Genomic DNA, 15,398 nt, shown 5'->3' with positions numbered 1-15,398 from the left:
CGAGGGCGGGGACTACCGGCTGGGCGCGCCGCCGATCAGGTAGTCGACCCGGCGCCGCAGTCCGCTCCAGCGCCGGTCGTGGTGGTAGGCGCGCTTGAGGGACCGTGCCCGTGCCCTCGGCCGTCGCCGGTAGAACCTGCGCGCCCACGGGGACACCGGCCGGGCCAGGCGCACCGCGGCGACGAGCGCGATCAGCGGGACGATCGCCCCGAGCACGGCCATCCGCGGCTTCCCCTTGAACAGGGCGACGACGGCCAGCAGCAGGTTGCCCACCACCGTCCCGACCGCGGTCAGCCGGCTGTGCTCCTCGTCCGGCGTCAGCCCGTCCACGCCGAGCGGCAGGAACCCGCACAGCAGCAGGGCCGCGAGCGCCGAGGTCATGATGACCACCTCGACGCTGATGGTCCCCTCCTTGCTCCAGTAGACGTCGCTCAGGTGCAGGATCAGCGCGAACTCGTCCAGCACCAGGCCGGTCCCCATGCCGAACAGCACGGCCGCGATGCAGGAGCCCCACCCCGTGCGGCCCCCTGCGATCGCCGTGAACCCGCCCACGGTCATCAGCACCACCCCGGGCACGGCGTGGTGCACGTGCAGTCCACCCGGTGTGACATTGCGGAACGGGCCCTTCCCGGCCCGGATCATCCGGGTGATGACCCGGGTGACGGCGAAGGTGACCACGAACGCGGACAGCGCCAGGAGCAGCGGCAGTTTGCCCGGCTCCAGGATGTTGCGGTACCACCATGAGCCCATGCCGTCACCCTCCCGGCCCCGGCCGGGCCGCGCACCGTGGGGACGGCCGTTCGGGCCCCGCGGCCCGTCAGGCCGCGGCGGCCCCCTGCCGCGGTGCGGTCGCGGCCTGGTCCGCCTCCCGGGCGGCCCGGCGCAGGGCCGCGTCCTCATCGGTGTCGGCGTCGTAGGAGATCAGCTTCGGAAGCAGCGCGGCCAGCAGTGCCACCGAGGCCACGCAGGCGAGTCCGCCGCTCCAGAACGCCGGACGGGTACCGGTCCACCCGGCCATCGTGCCCGCCCGGACCTGGCCGAGCTGCGGACCGCAGCTGTACGAGAGCACCTCGATGCCCGCCAGCCGCCCGCGCAGCTCTTCCGGGATCGTCTGGTTCCAGATCGTGGCCCGCCCCAGACCGCTCAGCATGTCGCCCGCGCCGGCCACCGCCAGGCACAGCAGGACGAGCCAGATCCCGGAGATCCAGCCCGCCGCCGCGATCGCCAGACCCCACACGGCCGCCCCGCAGACCACCAGCAGTCCGTGCCGCCGGACGCGCGACACCCAGCCGCTGGTCAGCCCCAGCACCAGGGAGCCCACCGCGCCCGCCGCGTACATCGGGCCGAGCGCCCACACCGCGTCGAGCTCGTCGGCGAGGAAGGGCAGGATGGCGTTCGGGAACGCGAAGAACATCGCCGCCAGGTCGACGGCGTACGTGCCCAGCAGCACCGGCCGGCTCCACGCGTACCGCGCGCCCTCGGCGATGCCCCGCAGCGAGGGGCGCGCCCCGCCGCCGACCGGGGGCGCCGGGCTGAGCCGCGTACACAGGAGCACCGAGACGAGGAACCCCACGACGGTGACGCAGTACGCGGGCGCGTACCCGGCGTACGCGACGACCACGCCGGCCAGCGCCGGGCCGGCGATCGCGCCGAACTGGTAGCGCAGCCCGTTGAGCGCGGCCGCGGCGCTCAGCTGGTCGTGCGGCACGATCCGCGCCATCAGCGAGTCCAGCGCGGGCCTTTGCAGTCCGGTCAGCGCGGACACCCCGGCCGCGACCACGTACAGCGGCCACAGCAGGGGATGCGGCAGCAGCGCGTTCACCAGCAGCACCAGGGACAGGACCCCGAGCCCGGCCTCGGTCAGCAGGATCAGCCGCCGGCGGTCGACGGCGTCGGCGAGGGCGCCCCCGTAGAGCCCGCAGACCAGCAGCGGGACCAGCTCCACCGCGCCCATGGCACCGACCGCCAGCGGAGAATCCGTCAGATGCTTGATCTGGAGCGGCAGGGCGATCATCGCCATGAACGAGCCGAAGAAGGTGACCGTCCCCTGGAAGAAGAGCAGCCGGAAGTCACGGCTGGAGCGCCACGGGGACAGATCGGGCAGTACGGAGGACAATCGGGATCCAGTCACAACGGATCATCGTGCGCGGGCCCCTCCCGCCACGGCAACGCATTTTCTCCCCGGACGGGCGAATACGCGGCCCCGCGCGTGGCATCGGCGTCCCGCCGTGGCACCCATGGTGCATGCCGCCGGTGTCCCCGTTCCTGCGCACGGCCGCGTCCTACGCGTGGCGCCTGCTGGTCGTGGGCGCCGCCGTGTACGCGGTCTTCGTCGTGCTGGGCCGCTTCCACGAGATCACCGTGGCCCTCTTCCTCGGCCTGGTCATCACGGCCCTGCTGGGCCCGCCCACCCGGATCCTGGCCCGATGGATGCCCCGCTCCCTCGCGGTCGCCGTGAGCCTGGTCGGCAGCGCCGTGCTGCTGATGGGCGTGCTCGCACTGGTCGGCGAGGCGGTGGCGGGGGAGAGCGGGACCCTGGTCAGGGAGTTCCGCGAGGGCCTGGTCAGCATCGAACGGTGGCTGGCCCGGCCGCCCTTCCGGCTGGACCCGCACGCCCTGTCCGACCTCCAGTCGAAGATCGGCTCGTACCTCTCCAGCCACCGCTCCACGCTGCTGAACACGGCCGTCACCGGGGCCGGGCAGCTCGTGCAGGTGTTCACCACGCTGGCGCTCGCGGTGTTCTCCTCGGTGTTCTTCCTGCACGGCGGCGGCCGGCAGTGGGCCTGGTTCTGCGAGCAGCTCCCGGAATGGATGCGCAGGCGGGTGGCCATCGGCGGGCGCGCGGCCTGGCGCACCTTCAACGGCTACACCCACGGGATCGTGCTCGTCGCGGCGACGAACGCCCTCCTCGTCGGGGTGGCCCTCTACCTCCTCGGCGTTCCGCTGGCCGTCCCGCTGGCCCTGCTGGAGTTCGTCGCCGCCTTCGTGCCGCTCATCGGGTCGCCGGTCGCCCTCGCCGTGGCCGCGGTGGTGGCCCTCGCGGCGAAGGGGCCGGTGACCGCGGCCATCGTGGTCGCGCTGATCGTGGTCATCGGCCAGATCGAGGGGCACCTGCTGCACCCGCTCGTGATGAGCTGGGCGGTACGGCTGCACCCCCTGGTGGTCGCGGTCTCGGTGGTCGCCGGCGCCATCGCGGCCGGAGTGGTGGGCGCGGTGGTCGCGGTCCCGCTGGTCTCGGTGACCTGGTCGGTCCGCTGCGCCCTGCGCACTCCCGCTCCCGGGCCGCCGTGACCGTGCGGTCCCCTTACCGTGGAAGGTGGGGGCGACGTGGAAGGCGGTTGCCATGGCGGAGCACACGGCCCGTGGAACGGCGGCGGGCGAGCTGGAGGACGGCCGGTTGCTCAAGGAGCTGGAGACCATCCACCGCACGCGCCACGAGACCCTGCTGCACGGGTCGGACGACGCGCTGGCCACGCACACCCAGCGGCTGAAGGAGCTGGAGGAGGAGTACCTCCGGCGCCATCCGCGGCGTGCCACCGCTGCCGGCCGGACGCGTACGGGGGCCCGCGCCCGTACCACGGCCGAGGACTGACACCGGAAGCTGGTCCGCCCCGCGAATGCGCGGGGCGGCACACGCCTTCTGCCCGACGCGGCCCCGGCGAAACCCGGACGGCCGAACCGTGCGTGCGTGGCGCCCACCCCTCGGTGAGGTGAGGGGGAGACGATTGCCTATCAGGTGAGCCTTCTTTGCATCGTGTGAGACAAAAATGTATCGTACGAGGCGAAGGAGGCTCATTCCATGCGTGAAGAAGAACTGCTCGATGCCGTGGCGCGCGTCCTTGCGGGCGATCACAGCGCCTCGATGGTGCAGATCGCCGCGGGCGTCGGTACCAGCCGCGCCACGCTCGGCCGCCGCTACGCCACGCGCGAGGCGCTGATCAAGGCGGTCGCCGCCCGGTCGATCGAGGTGGTCGACGGCTGCCTCGCCCCCGCCGACCTGCACGCGGAGCGCGCCGACGGCGCCTCCTTCGACGCGGCGCTGGAGGAACTGGTCGTCGCCCTGCTGCCCGCCGCCCACCTGTACGGGTTCACCTCGCGCGACGCCACCGTGCTCGCCGACCCCGCGTTCCGCGCAGGGATCGAGCGCCAGGACCAGCGGGCCCTCGCCTTCCTCGCCCTCGGCCAGCGGCTCGGACGGCTGCGCACCGACCTGCCGCCGTACTGGATCTGGTACTCCCTCTGGGGCCTGCTCGACGCCGCCGCCGAAGGCGTGCGCGACGGCCACCTCGCCCGCCGGGAGATCGGCCGCCTCGTCCTGACGTCCTTCCTCGGGGGAGCGCGTCCCCCCTGGCCGCAACCCGCCCCCACCGCCTGATCCGCCGCCCCGGGCGGCATGCACAGACCAGAACGGAACCCCATGCACACCCCCACGCGGGACCCGCGCCGCTGGATCGTCCTGGCGATCCTCTCCGGCAGCCTCCTGCTCATCTCGATGGACACCACGATCCTCAACGTGGCCTTCCCCTCGCTCGTCGCCGACCTGCAGCCCGGCGCCGTGCAGCAGCTGTGGATCATCGACGTCTACGCCCTCGCCCTGTCCGGCCTGCTGGTCACCGCCGGCGCCCTCGGTGACCGCTGGGGCCGCAAGCGGCTCCTGATGACCGGCTTCGCGATCTTCTCCGTGGCCTCGCTGATCGCCGTGTTCTCCACCGAGGCCTGGCACCTGATCGCGGCCCGCGCCCTGCTCGGCATCGGTGGCGCGGCCATCATGCCGTCCACGCTCTCGCTCCTGCGCACCGTCTTCACCGACGCCAAGGAGCGCGCCTTCGCGCTCGCCGTGTGGGCCGCCGTCTTCGGCGGCGGCATGGCCTTCGGCCCGGTCGTCGGCGGCCTCCTGGTCCAGGACCACGGCTGGCACTCCGCCTTCCTGCTCAACCTCCCCGTCGCCGCCCTGATCGTCGCGGCCGGCCTGCGCTACCTGCCCGAATCCCGCAACCCGCGCAGCACCGGCCGCTGGGACTGGGCCGGTGTCGCCCAGTCGATCGTCGGCATGCTCGCCCTCGCGGGCGGCATCAAGGAGCTCGGCAAGGCCGGGGTCGGCGACCCGCTGCCGTGGGCCCTGCTGGCCGTGGCCCTCGTCGCGCTCACCGTGTTCGTCCGCCGTCAGCTGCGCGTGGACACCCCGCTGCTCCAGGTGCGGCTGTTCACCAAGCCCGCCTTCAGCGTCGCCGCCGCCGCGATCTTCCTGCCGATGATGGGGATGGGCGCGATCCTCTTCCTCGTCACCCAGTGGTTCCAGTACGGCCAGGGGTACACCCCGCTGGAGGCCGGACTGCGGCTGCTGCCCGCCCCGCTCGCCCTGATCTGCGCCTCGATGGTCGCGCCCACGCTGATGCAGCGCTTCCCGATCCGGCACGTCCTCGGTGCCGGCCTGGTGGTCCTCGCGGCCGGCATGGCCCTGCCCTGGAGCCTCCAGCAGTTCACCGGCCTCGGCTACCCGGCCTTCGCGGCAGCCCTGACGGTCATGGGCCTGGGCGCGGGCCTCGCGACCACCGTGGCCTCCGTGACCCTGGTCTCCACCTCGCCCGCCGACGAGGTCTCCAGCGCCGCGGCGATAGAGGAGACCTGCTACGAGCTGGGCTCCGCGATGGGCGTGGCCGTCCTCGGCAGCACCGCCGCCGCCCTCTACCGGGGCAACCTGCCGGTGCTCGACCTGGACGGCCCGGCCGCCGATGCCGTACGGGACTCCGTGGGCGAGGCCGCGCACACCGCGCAGCAGCTGGGCGGAGCCGTCGGGCAGGCCCTGCTGGAGACGGCCTCGCAGGCCTACACGCTGGCGATCACCCCGGCGTTCCTGATGGCCGGAGCCCTCGCGGTCGCCGCCGCGGCCACCACCTGGGCGCTGATCCCGCACGACCTGCGGCCCACCGAGGACCACTGACCCGTCGGCCACCCGGGGCCGTACGGCCACCCAGGCCCTACGGCCCCTACGGCCCCCGGTCCGCCGGTCCGCCGCTCCCGATCCGCCGCTCCCGGCGCCGCCCTCACCGCGGTGCCGGGAGCGGCCCCGTCTCCGGGGAACCGGCCCGGACCGGAGCCGGGTGCGGGGCCGCCGGGGCCGGGCCCAGCGTGGTCGTGCCCGGGGCCGCCGCGCGGTGCCCGAGCCCGGTGCGGTACGCGTCCATCGCGGCCTCGGTGCGGCCCGCCCGCCGCAGCAGGTCACCGAGCAGCCGGCACACGTCCGCCAGATCGCCGTCCGCTCCGCTGCGCTCCAGGAGCGACAGCGCCCGCACGTAGTGCTCCTCGGCCGCCTCCGTCTCCCCGCGCTCCTGTGCGACCAGCCCGAGCAGCCGGTGCGCGCCCCCCGCGTGCACGGCCGCCCCGGCCACGCTCCCACCGGCCGCGTCCGGTTCCAGCAGCCCCGTGACCAGGTCCACCGCCTCGTCGTACCGGCCGAGCCGCCGCAGCACGTCGGCCAGCTCCACCTCCACCTGCGCGGTGTACAGCACCGCCCGCCGGGCCGTCAGCATCTCCCGCGCGCACCGCAGCTCCCACTCGGCCGCGTCCAGTTCCCCGTGCTGCGCCCGGACGTACCCGCGCATCCAGTGGCAGTGCGCCAGGTCGGTGCGCAGCCGCAGTTGCCGGTACACCGCCTGGGCCTTGGCCAGCGCGGCGTCGGCGTCGGCCGTCCGCCCGTCGGCGAGGAACGTCCGCGCCACCTGCCGGTGCATCCCCGCCACCAGCGCGGGGTCCCCGACCTGCGGGGCCAGCGCCAGCGCGAGTTCGGCGGCCTGCGCCGCCCGGGTCCGCGCGCCCATGTCGAGGTACGGGCCGATCACCGCGGTGTAGAGCAGGACCAGGGCCTCCGGATCCCCGAGGCCGCCCGCGTTCAGCGCGTCGATCGCGGACTCCAGCAGGTAGCAGGCGTAGCGCAGTTCACCGGCGAGCAGGTGCACGACCGCGCGGCCGCGCACGGCCCGCGCCCGCCGCGGCAGCGGCTCCCCGGACAGCAGCAGTTCCGCCGCCTCGAAGTGCCCGGCGGCCTCGGTCAGCGCCCCGGACTCCAGGGCGCACTCGCCGAGTCCGAGCAGCGCCTCGGCCCGCTCGTCGGTGAGGCCCAGGCGCTCCGCCTCGGCGAGCAGCCGGCCGAACTGCGGGGCCGCCTCCCGCGCCGTGCCGGTGGCGAGGGTGCTCTGGGCGTCGGTCAGGGCGAGGCGCAGCGCGGTGGCCAGGCCGGCCGGCCGCCCCGTGGCCAGCTCCTCGAACGAGGTCCCGAGCCGTCCGGCGAGGAAGCGCAGGGCGGTCTCCGAGGGCCGCACCTTCCCCGCCTCCAGGGTGGACACGTAGGCGGGGGTGTAGTCGGGCTGCGCCAACTGCCTCTGGGTCAGCCCGCGTTCCCCGCGCAGCCGCTGCACCCTGCGCCCGATCTCGGCCGGTTCGTCCATGAAATCCCCTCGCTGTGCCGACGCTTGCTCCAACTCCCCAGTATCGAGCGGGAGTCACCCATTGCGCACGCCCCGCGCGCCGCCTAATTTAAGCAGCCGGTTCAGCAGACTTAAGTTCGCGCTTAACACGCTTCTCCGACCCCCCACCCCACCCCTGCTCCAGGCGGAGGACTTCATGACACCAGCCGTCCGGCCGGCCCTGCGCGCGGCCCTCGCCGCGCTCTGCGCGGGCGCCGCACTCCTGACCGCCACCGCGCCCGTCGCGGCGGCCGAACCGCCCCACCGCACCGCCGTCGAGGTCGAGATACCCGGTCCGGAGCACGGCGGCGAAGCCGGCTCCGGGCACGTGCGGGTGCCGGCCACCGGGCCCGCCAAGGCCGCCTCCCGCCTCTCGGGGGCCGCCCGGGAAGCCGACGGCCAGGTCACCAAGATGATCGACAACGGTCCCACCGCGGACCGGCTGGACGTGGTCGTGATCGGCGACGGCTACACCGCCGACCAGCTCGGGCAGTTCCACGCCGACGCCCGCGCCAAGTGGGCCGAGGTCACGGCCGTCGAGCCCTACACGACCTACCGCGACCTCTTCAACGTCTGGACCGTGGACGCGGTCTCGGCCCAGTCCGGCGTCTCCGGCGACCCCGGCCCGGACACCGTCCGCGACACCGCGCTCGGCTCGTACTTCTGGTGCGAGTCCATCGAGCGGCTGCTGTGCGTGGACCAGCCCAAGGTGGACGCGTACGTGGCCAAGGCGCCCGCCGCCGACCTGGTCATCGTCCTCGCCAACAGCGCCAAGTACGGCGGGGCCGGGTACAACGAGCCCAGTGCCACCCTCGGTTACGAGGGGATCTCCACCGCGTCCGCCGGACACCCCAAGTCCGGCCAGGTGGCCATCCACGAGACCGGGCACTCCCTCGGCAAGCTCGCCGACGAGTACTTCTACCCCGGCGTTCCCGACTACGAGAAGTACACCGGCCCCGAGCCCGCCGACGCCAACACCTCCACGCTGGACGCCGACAAGATGGCGGGGCAGCGGGCCAAGTGGTACCGCTGGCTGGGCGAACCGTCCCCCGACGGCGGGACCGTCGGCGCGTACGAAGGCGGCGGCTACTACGTCACCGGCCTCTACCGCCCCACCGACAACTCGATCATGCGCGTGCTGGGGAAGCCCTTCAACCTCCCGGGCGTCGAGGCGATGATCGGCGGATTCCACCGCCACGCGAACCTCGTCACCGCGCTCACCCCCACCGACCGCGCCCTGCGACCGTGGCACACCGCGAAGGCGGCCGTTCCGCGCCTGGCCGGAGCGGACGGACGGCAGCCGGTGGTGCGCTGGTACCTCGACGGACGGGAACTCAAGCGGTTCGCGGGCCGGGACGAGGTGCGCGTGGCCGACCTGTGGCTGCTCGACCTGCGGGCCCACAAGCTGACGGTGACCGCCGAGGACCGGACCCCCGCGGTCCGCGACCCCGCCGTGGCCCGGACCCTCACGTCGACGGTGAGCTGGACCGTCCGGCTCTGACGCGGGCGCGGGCGCGGTCGGCCGGGTGACGGCGCCGGTTCAGGTGCGTCGCGGCCCGGCCGCGTACGTCCAGAACCCGCGCATCACCGCCGGCGGGGTAGGGCCGTTCATCTCCAGCTGGGTCAGCAGGACGGCGGCCGTCCCGGTGGACGGCACGATGTGCGCGGCCGTGCCCGTACCGCCCACCCAGCCGTAGCGGCCGGGGACGTTCCACGGATCCCGTGCCGCGACGTCCACGGAACCGCCGAAGCCCCAGCCCTGCCCCTCCAGGAACAGTTCGCCGCCCCTGCGCTGGGCCGGTGTCAGCCAATCGGTCGTCATCTGCCGTACGGAAGAGGGCTTCAGCAGGGCCCGTCCGTCGTCGGCGCGCCCTCCGGCGAGCAGCATCCGCGCGAAGGCGTACAGGTCGGGCGCGGTGGAGACCAGACCGCCCGCGCCCGAAGGGAACGCGGGCGGGCGGCTCCACTGGCCGTCGGGGGCGTCCACCAGCTCCGGCGCACCGCCCTCGGGACCGGCGCGGTAGTAGCCCGTGAACCGGCCGAGCACGCCCTCCGGGACCGAGAACGCGGTGTCGGCCATCCCCAGCGGCCCGAAGATCCGCTCCGTCAGGAAGCCGGGCAGCGTCCGCCCCGAGACCCGGGCGATCAGCACGCCGAGCACGTCGGAGCAGGTGTTGTACAACCACGCCTCGCCCGGCTGGTGCAGCAGGGGGATCCGGGACAGGGCCGCCATCCACTCGTCGGGCGGCGCGATCCGCTGCGGCTCCGGGGAGCCCTGCCGGAGCTCGCTGAACAGCAGTCCGACGGCCGGGTGGCTGAAGTCGGACGGGAAGCCCCAGCCGGCCCGGAAGGTCAGCAGGTCCTCGACCGTCACGGGCCGCAGGGCCGGCACCACGTCGTCGACGGGCCCGCCGGGCCGGCGGACGACCACCGGCGAGGCCAGCTCCGGCAGCCAGGGCGCCACCGGGGCGTCCAGGGTCAGCAGACCCTCCTCGGCGAGCATCAACACCGCGGCCGCGATGACGGGCTTGGTCAGCGACGCCACCCGGAACAGCGAGTCCGGGGCCATCGGCGTGTCCCCGCCCGCCTCCGCGTGGCCGAGGGCCACGGACTCGACCCGGTCGCCGTGCGCGACCAGGGCCACCGCACCGGGCGCCCCCGCGCCGCCCACGTACGGTTCCAGGACCTCGCGCAGACCGCTCATGGCTTCACCTTCCGGAGGGCGGGGTGGGGGTGGGGCGCCCGGAGCGGGTCCCACAGGGCGCGGTGGTGTGCGGAGGCCGCGTCGACCGGACGGATCCCGCCCGGTCCCGGAGCCAGTATCAGCACGGAGGCGGCGCGAGGGGCGAACCGCGGCCACACGGCGGCGCCCGGCCCGCCCGGCCCGCCAGGCCCGTCGGGCCCCTCCGGCCCGTTCGGCGAGGTCCCCGGGAGGCTACGGCCGGGGGAGTGTCCGGCCCGCAGCCCCGTACGGGCGCGGCACAGACCCGTTTGCCCGCCCCGAATGGCGCAGTGCCGGTCCGGGGCGCTGAATGTAACGAAGCGTGCGATTCCCATGACGCACGATGACCGGCGCGCGACGTGTAGACCCGCGTGTCGGCGAACGGAGCTTTCCATGAATGACCCCAGCACCCTCGCGGCCACCCCACACGACGACCGCGACGGTCCACCCCGCACCCCGGACCCCGCCCCGGGCCGACCCCCGGCCGGCACCTCCGCCGCCACCCCGGCCCCCGCCGACGGCGCCCCGTCGGTCACCGCCCCGCCCGCCCCCGCCCCGGCGGCGGTGCCGCCGGAGCCCGGTCCCGGCGCCGGGAACCACCCCGGACCCCCCAACGAACCGATGCGCACCCTGCTGGAGACGGCGGCCACCTGCCGCCCCGTCGAGGAGGTCACCGCCCTGGTGAGCCTCCTGAAGCAGACCGGCCAACCCCCCAGCCCCGGCCACGACGCACTCCGCGCGGCCGCCGTCTCCCGGCCCGTCCACGAGGTCCGGCGGATGGTCGCCCTGCTGGCCGAGCAGCCCCAGGAGGAGGCCGAGGCCGACATCACCCTGCGGGCCGCGGCGGTCGGCCGGTCCATCGAGGACGTCGCCCTCCTGGCGAGCATCCTGGGGCCCGACAAGGCTCCCGAAGGGCCTCCCGGCGATCCTGTCGGCGGGCCCGCCGACGCGTCTCCCGCCGCGTTCCGGCCCACCCGGCCGCCCCTGGCGCCGCCCCCGCCCCCGGAGCGCCGGCCCGCTCCCGCGGCGCCCCCCGCGCCGGTGACCGTCCCGGCCCGGGACCGGGGCGCGTTGCGCCACGTCCTGCGCTGGCCCACGGCCGCCGCGCTGTCGCTGTGCGGGGTCCTGCACCTGCCGCAGGACCTGGCCGCGGCCCTGCCCGGCGGGGACCCCGCCCGGTGGGCGGCACCGGCCACGGCCCTGCTGTGCCTCCTCGTCGGCGCGCTGCTGGCCATACGGGACACCGCGGTGGTCTGGCGGGCCACGGCCGTGGCCGCCCTCGCGGTGGTCACCCTGCACGTCGTGGGCGGTGTGGTGTTCTTCGACCCGCTCCTGGGCGCGCTCGGCGGGGCGTACCCCTGGGCCGGCGTCACGGCGGTGCTCTGCCCCGGCGCCGGGGCGGTCCTGGCCGGCCTGGCGCTGACGTACCGGCCGGCGCACACGGGGTCAGGCGGTACCGCCTGACCCCACCCGGACGAGGGGCCCCGGCCGCTTACTGCGCGGCCGGGGCCCCTCTCACCGTGCCAGCAGGTTCACCGCGCCCGTGAACACCCCCGGCAGGCGGGCCGCCAGCGGAACCACCCGCCCGGCCAGCGCCGGCCGCCCCCGCGCCCACAGCAGGCCCGAGGTCAGGACGCGGTACGCCCGCGACAGTTCCCGCCAGGCGCGCTCGTACTCCTGCGGCCGGCCCGCGCGCACGCACCGTACGGCCTCACCCGCCGCCGCGACGGCCAGGGTCAGCCCCTCCCCGGTCAGCGCGTCCACGTACCCGGCCGCGTCCCCGACGAACAGCACCCGCCCCGACACCCGGGCCCGCGCCCGCTGGCGCAGCGGCCCGGCGCCGCGCACCCCGGCGCCCGGCGCGGGGGGCGGCAGCCGGGCCGCCAGCGCCGGGAAGCGGTCGGCCAGCTGGACGTCGAACGGCGCCTGGCGCGAGGTCAGCACCGCCACACCGATCCGGTCCGGTCCCAGCGGGGTCACGTAGGCCTCGCAGTCGTGCGCCCAGTGCACCTCCACCAGGTCGCTCCACGGCGCCACGGGGTAGTGCCGGCGCAGTCCGTACCGCGCGGGCCGCCCCGCCGTGGCCGGTACCGCCAGGCCCAGGGCGCGCCGCACCGGGGAGTGCAGTCCGTCCGCCGCCACCAGGTACCGGGCCGTCAGGCCGCCCGCGCCGACCCGGTGTCCGTCCTGGCGGACCTCGCCGGCCCTCCGCGCGAGGACCCGTACGCCCAGCTCCCCGGCCCGCGCGGCGAGCGCCGCCTGGAGTTCGGTACGGCGGGTGCCGCGCCCCGGGCCGGAGCCGAACAGCCCCTCCGCGCTCCGGCCCGTGACCCCGTCCACGTAGCGGATCCCGTGGAAGGGCCGGCCGCGCACCGGTACGCCCAGCTCCTCGAACCGGCGGACGGCGCCCGGCATCAGGCCCTCCCCGCAGGCCTTGTCGATCGGGGTGGGCCGCGGTTCGAGGACGACCACCTCCAGCCCGGCCAGCGCCCCGTGGATGGCGGTCGCCAGTCCCGCCGGGCCGCCGCCCGCGACCAGCAGGTCGATCACGGCGCGACCCCCGGGAGTCCGGAGGCCCTCGCGATGCCCGGACCCTCGGCCGGGTCGGGGGCGGCGGGCCGCCCCGCCCCGCCGCCGCAGGTGGCCAGAGCCCGGTCCTCGCAGGTGATCCGGACCCGCAGCAGCAGGGCGTTGAGCACCGTGAACGCGGTGGCCGTCAGCCATGCCGAGTGCACCAGGGGCAGCGCGAGCCCCTCGGCCACCACCGCCACGTAGTTGGGATGCCGCAGCCACCGGTACGGGCCGCCGGTGACCAGCGGCAGTCCGGGGACCACGAGCACCCGGGTGTTCCAGCGCGGCCCGAGCGTGGCGACGCACCACCAGCGCAGGCCCTGCGCCGCCACCGCGAGGCCGAGCGCCGTCCAGCCGAGGGCGGGCAGGAACGGCCGGTACGGCGCTTCCAGCGCGCAGCCCACGAGCAGGGCGGCGTGCAGCGTGACCATGGCCGGGTAGTGGCCGCGGCCGTACTCCCGGGCGCCGCGCGCCAGGCTGCGGACGGCGTTGCGCCGGGCGGTGACCAGTTCGGCGATCCGCTCGGCCGCCACCAGGGCGAGGAGCAGGAGGTAGGGGAGGAGGTAGGGGGTCGTCGGCATCAGGACCTCACCAGCGCAGCAGGACGAGTTCGGAGGCGAAACCCGGGCCGAAGGCCAGCATCAGCCCGACCGATCCGGGCGGCGGCGGACCGGCGGCCTCGACGGAGCCGAGGATGTGCAGGACGGACGCGGAGGAGAGGTTGCCCGCCACGGCCAGGGAGCGGCGGCTGTGCGCGAAGGCGCGCTCCGGCAGTCCCAGGGCCCCGGCCAGCACGTCGAGGATCTTCGGGCCGCCGGGGTGGCAGATCCAGGTGTCGACGTCCGAGGGCTTGAGGTCGTGCCCGGCGAGGAAGGACTCGACCTCCTCCGCCACGTGCAGCCGTACCAGCTCCGGCACCTCGCGGCCCAGCACCATCCGGAAGCCCCAGTGGCCGATGTCCCAGCCGAGCAGGTGCTCGGTGCCCGGGTAGAGGCGGCTGCGCGCGGCCACCACCACGGGCCCGGCCCCGGTGTCGTGCAGGGGATGGCCGGCCCCCACCGCCAGCAGGGCTCCGGCGCCGTCCCCGAAGAGCGCCCCGGCCACCAGGTTCGCCATCGAGGTGTCGGTGGGCTGGAGGGTGAGCGAGCAGAGCTCGGTGGACAGCAGCAGTGCCGCCAGCCCGGGACGGCCCGTCAGCTGTTCGTGCAGCAGTCCGAGTCCGGCCGCGCCGCCCGCGCAGCCGAGGCCGAAGAGCGGCATCCGGCGCACGTCGGGGCGCAGCCCGGTGCGGGCCACGAGCCGGGCCTCCAGGGAGGGGGTGGCCAGTCCGGTGACGGTCGTCGACAGCACCAGGTCGATCTCCCCGGCCGTCAGGGCGGCACCGGCCAGGGCGCGTTCCACGGCCGCGGCGCCGAGGTCCAGGGCGGCGCGGACGAAGAGGGCGTTGGAGGCGCCGAAGTCGGTGCCCGGACCGTAGCGTTCCAGCGGGAGCGCGAGGTGACGGGAGTCGACCCGCACCGAGGCGTGCACACGGCGCAGCAGGGCGGGGTCCGTGCCGGGCGGCAGACAGCGGGCGAGCGCTTCCGTGATCTGCGGCTGGGGGTACAGGTGGGGCGGGAACACGCTGCTCACTGCCAGGACACGTGTCATTGGCCCAACATAGGGAAGAACGGCCGCCATCCGGCGAACGGCGCGAAGGGTGTGCAACGGACGTGCCGTCACGGCGTAGCGTGACGCCGTGCCCGCCCCCGGTCCCGCTTCCCTGCCCGCCCCCGGTCCTGTCTCCGGACCGGCCGCCGTCCTTCCTCCGGCACCGCCCGCCGCGCCCGCCGCCCTCGTGGGCGGACTGCTGCGGGCGTGTCACCCCGTCCCCGCCGCCGGCGTCACCCTCTTCGCGGGGGCGCTGGCCGCCGCTGCCGGGCGCGGGCCCGCCGGCACCGCCCTGACGGCCGCCGCGGTGGCGGCGGGGCAGCTGTCGGTCGGCTGGTCCAACGACCGGGCCGACCTGCGGCGCGACCGCGCCACCGGCCGCCGCGACAAACCCCTGGCGACGGGCGTCCTGCCCGCCGCCGCCGTGACCCGCGCCGCTGTCGGCGCGCTGCTCCTGTGCGTGCCGCTGTCGCTGGCCGCGGGGCCGCTCGCGGGCGCCGCGCACCTCGTGGGGGTCGGCGCCGCCTGGGCCTACAACCTGCGGCTCAAGGCCACGGCCGCGTCCTGGGTCCCGTACGCCCTCGCCTTCGGGCTGCTCCCGGCCTTCGTGACGCTCGCGCTGCCCGGAGGGCCCTGGCCGCCCCTCTGGCTGGCCGGCGCCGCCGCCCTGCTCGGCGCGGGCGCCCACTTCGCCAACGTCCTCCCGGACATCGCCGACGACCTCGCCACCGGGGTGCGCGGGCTGCCCCAGCGCCTCGGCGCCCGCCGGTCGGCCGCGGTCGCCGCCGGGCTGGTCCTCGCCTCCACGGCCTGCCTGCTCCTCGGCCCGCCGGGCCCGGTCGGTCCGTACGGCCGGTGGCTGCTCGTGCTGACCTGCGCGCTGCTGTACGGCACGGCCCGGGCGGGCGGCCGGATGCCGTTCCTGGCCACGATGGGGGTCGCGGGGGCCGACGTGCTGCTGCTCCTGGTCCGCGGTGCGGGACTGCGCTGAC

The 15,398-nt window shown here is 75.6% G+C and carries 14 protein-coding genes; 7 read left to right on the top strand and 7 right to left on the bottom strand.

Translation table 11 applies throughout. The annotated features are described in order from the left end of the window. Window positions 1–12 precede the first annotated feature (12 nt). Window positions 13–750, bottom strand: a complete 738-nt coding sequence (locus OG295_RS01770; RefSeq protein ID WP_371675175.1) for a hypothetical protein — start codon at window positions 748–750, stop codon at window positions 13–15. A gap of 67 nt (window positions 751–817) precedes the next feature. Beyond that, complete coding sequence (locus tag OG295_RS01765) at window positions 818–2,131, bottom strand: MFS transporter (RefSeq protein WP_371675174.1); 1,314 nt, start codon at window positions 2,129–2,131, stop codon at window positions 818–820. 113 nt (window positions 2,132–2,244) lie between these two features. Between OG295_RS01765 and OG295_RS01760 the strand changes: the two genes are divergently transcribed. From OG295_RS01760 to OG295_RS01745, 4 genes are all read left to right on the top strand, one after another. Further along, entirely contained in the window at window positions 2,245–3,291 is a 1,047-nt protein-coding gene (locus OG295_RS01760; RefSeq protein WP_371675173.1) for an AI-2E family transporter, read from the top strand. Window positions 3,292–3,343: 52 nt separating this feature from the next. Continuing rightward, entirely contained in the window at window positions 3,344–3,592 is a 249-nt protein-coding gene (locus OG295_RS01755; RefSeq protein ID WP_371675172.1) for a DUF6158 family protein, read from the top strand. A gap of 207 nt (window positions 3,593–3,799) precedes the next feature. Beyond that, window positions 3,800–4,375 carry a TetR/AcrR family transcriptional regulator gene (locus OG295_RS01750; RefSeq protein ID WP_371675171.1) on the top strand — a complete coding sequence of 192 codons (576 nt, stop codon included), beginning with the start codon at window positions 3,800–3,802 and terminating at the stop codon, window positions 4,373–4,375. A 42-nt stretch (window positions 4,376–4,417) separates the two neighbouring features. Beyond that, window positions 4,418–5,941, top strand: a complete 1,524-nt coding sequence (locus OG295_RS01745) for an MFS transporter (RefSeq protein WP_371675170.1) — start codon at window positions 4,418–4,420, stop codon at window positions 5,939–5,941. A 103-nt stretch (window positions 5,942–6,044) separates the two neighbouring features. On the opposite strand, the gene OG295_RS01740 is transcribed toward OG295_RS01745, so the two are convergent. Further along, the gene (locus OG295_RS01740; RefSeq protein ID WP_371675169.1) at window positions 6,045–7,445 is read right to left on the bottom strand and encodes a tetratricopeptide repeat protein; all 1,401 of its coding nucleotides are present in this window, start codon (window positions 7,443–7,445) and stop codon (window positions 6,045–6,047) included. Between the two features lie 175 nt (window positions 7,446–7,620). On the opposite strand from OG295_RS01740, the gene OG295_RS01735 reads away from it, so the two are divergent. Beyond that, window positions 7,621–8,964 (top strand): M64 family metallopeptidase, encoded by a 1,344-nt coding sequence (locus OG295_RS01735; protein WP_371675168.1) that lies wholly within the window; start codon window positions 7,621–7,623, stop codon window positions 8,962–8,964. A gap of 39 nt (window positions 8,965–9,003) precedes the next feature. Here OG295_RS01735 and OG295_RS01730 read toward each other — a convergent pair whose 3' ends face one another. Next, on the bottom strand, window positions 9,004–10,167 hold the full coding sequence (locus OG295_RS01730; RefSeq protein WP_371675167.1) for a serine hydrolase domain-containing protein: 1,164 nt from the start codon (window positions 10,165–10,167) through the stop codon (window positions 9,004–9,006). Window positions 10,168–10,578: 411 nt separating this feature from the next. On the opposite strand from OG295_RS01730, the gene OG295_RS01725 reads away from it, so the two are divergent. Then, window positions 10,579–11,649 (top strand): hypothetical protein, encoded by a 1,071-nt coding sequence (locus OG295_RS01725; protein WP_371675166.1) that lies wholly within the window; start codon window positions 10,579–10,581, stop codon window positions 11,647–11,649. 51 nt (window positions 11,650–11,700) lie between these two features. On the opposite strand, the gene OG295_RS01720 is transcribed toward OG295_RS01725, so the two are convergent. The 3 genes from OG295_RS01720 to OG295_RS01710 are packed head-to-tail and all read right to left on the bottom strand — an operon-like array spanning window position 11,701 to window position 14,406. Beyond that, window positions 11,701–12,735, bottom strand: a complete 1,035-nt coding sequence (locus OG295_RS01720) for an NAD(P)/FAD-dependent oxidoreductase (protein ID WP_371675165.1) — start codon at window positions 12,733–12,735, stop codon at window positions 11,701–11,703. Next, window positions 12,732–13,337, bottom strand: coding sequence for an isoprenylcysteine carboxyl methyltransferase family protein (locus OG295_RS01715; protein ID WP_371675164.1), 606 nt, complete (start codon window positions 13,335–13,337; stop codon window positions 12,732–12,734). The genes OG295_RS01720 and OG295_RS01715 overlap by 4 nt, the downstream gene beginning before the upstream one ends. Before the next feature lie 7 nt (window positions 13,338–13,344). Continuing rightward, window positions 13,345–14,406, bottom strand: a complete 1,062-nt coding sequence (locus tag OG295_RS01710) for a type III polyketide synthase (RefSeq protein WP_371675163.1) — start codon at window positions 14,404–14,406, stop codon at window positions 13,345–13,347. A gap of 88 nt (window positions 14,407–14,494) precedes the next feature. On the opposite strand from OG295_RS01710, the gene OG295_RS01705 reads away from it, so the two are divergent. Further along, window positions 14,495–15,397, top strand: coding sequence for a UbiA family prenyltransferase (locus tag OG295_RS01705; protein WP_371675162.1), 903 nt, complete (start codon window positions 14,495–14,497; stop codon window positions 15,395–15,397). The last annotated feature ends 1 nt before the right edge of the window (window position 15,398 follow it).

It is taken from the genome of Streptomyces sp. NBC_01276, assembly GCF_041435355.1.
In the GTDB taxonomy this organism is placed as follows: domain Bacteria; phylum Actinomycetota; class Actinomycetes; order Streptomycetales; family Streptomycetaceae; genus Streptomyces.
Note: the sequence above shows the minus strand (reverse complement) of the source record. Positions and strands in the feature narration are given on the sequence as shown.

Coding starts and splice junctions, on each gene's coding strand:
- OG295_RS01725 (WP_371675166.1), top strand. CDS start 10,579: ATGAATGACCCCAGCACCCTCGCGGCCACCCCACACGACGACCGCGAC.
- OG295_RS01745 (WP_371675170.1), top strand. CDS start 4,418: ATGCACACCCCCACGCGGGACCCGCGCCGCTGGATCGTCCTGGCGATC.
- OG295_RS01730 (WP_371675167.1), bottom strand. CDS start 10,167: ATGAGCGGTCTGCGCGAGGTCCTGGAACCGTACGTGGGCGGCGCGGGG.
- OG295_RS01750 (WP_371675171.1), top strand. CDS start 3,800: ATGCGTGAAGAAGAACTGCTCGATGCCGTGGCGCGCGTCCTTGCGGGC.
- OG295_RS01735 (WP_371675168.1), top strand. CDS start 7,621: ATGACACCAGCCGTCCGGCCGGCCCTGCGCGCGGCCCTCGCCGCGCTC.
- OG295_RS01755 (WP_371675172.1), top strand. CDS start 3,344: ATGGCGGAGCACACGGCCCGTGGAACGGCGGCGGGCGAGCTGGAGGAC.
- OG295_RS01740 (WP_371675169.1), bottom strand. CDS start 7,445: ATGGACGAACCGGCCGAGATCGGGCGCAGGGTGCAGCGGCTGCGCGGG.
- OG295_RS01770 (WP_371675175.1), bottom strand. CDS start 750: ATGGGCTCATGGTGGTACCGCAACATCCTGGAGCCGGGCAAACTGCCG.
- OG295_RS01710 (WP_371675163.1), bottom strand. CDS start 14,406: ATGACACGTGTCCTGGCAGTGAGCAGCGTGTTCCCGCCCCACCTGTAC.
- OG295_RS01715 (WP_371675164.1), bottom strand. CDS start 13,337: ATGCCGACGACCCCCTACCTCCTCCCCTACCTCCTGCTCCTCGCCCTG.
- OG295_RS01760 (WP_371675173.1), top strand. CDS start 2,245: ATGCCGCCGGTGTCCCCGTTCCTGCGCACGGCCGCGTCCTACGCGTGG.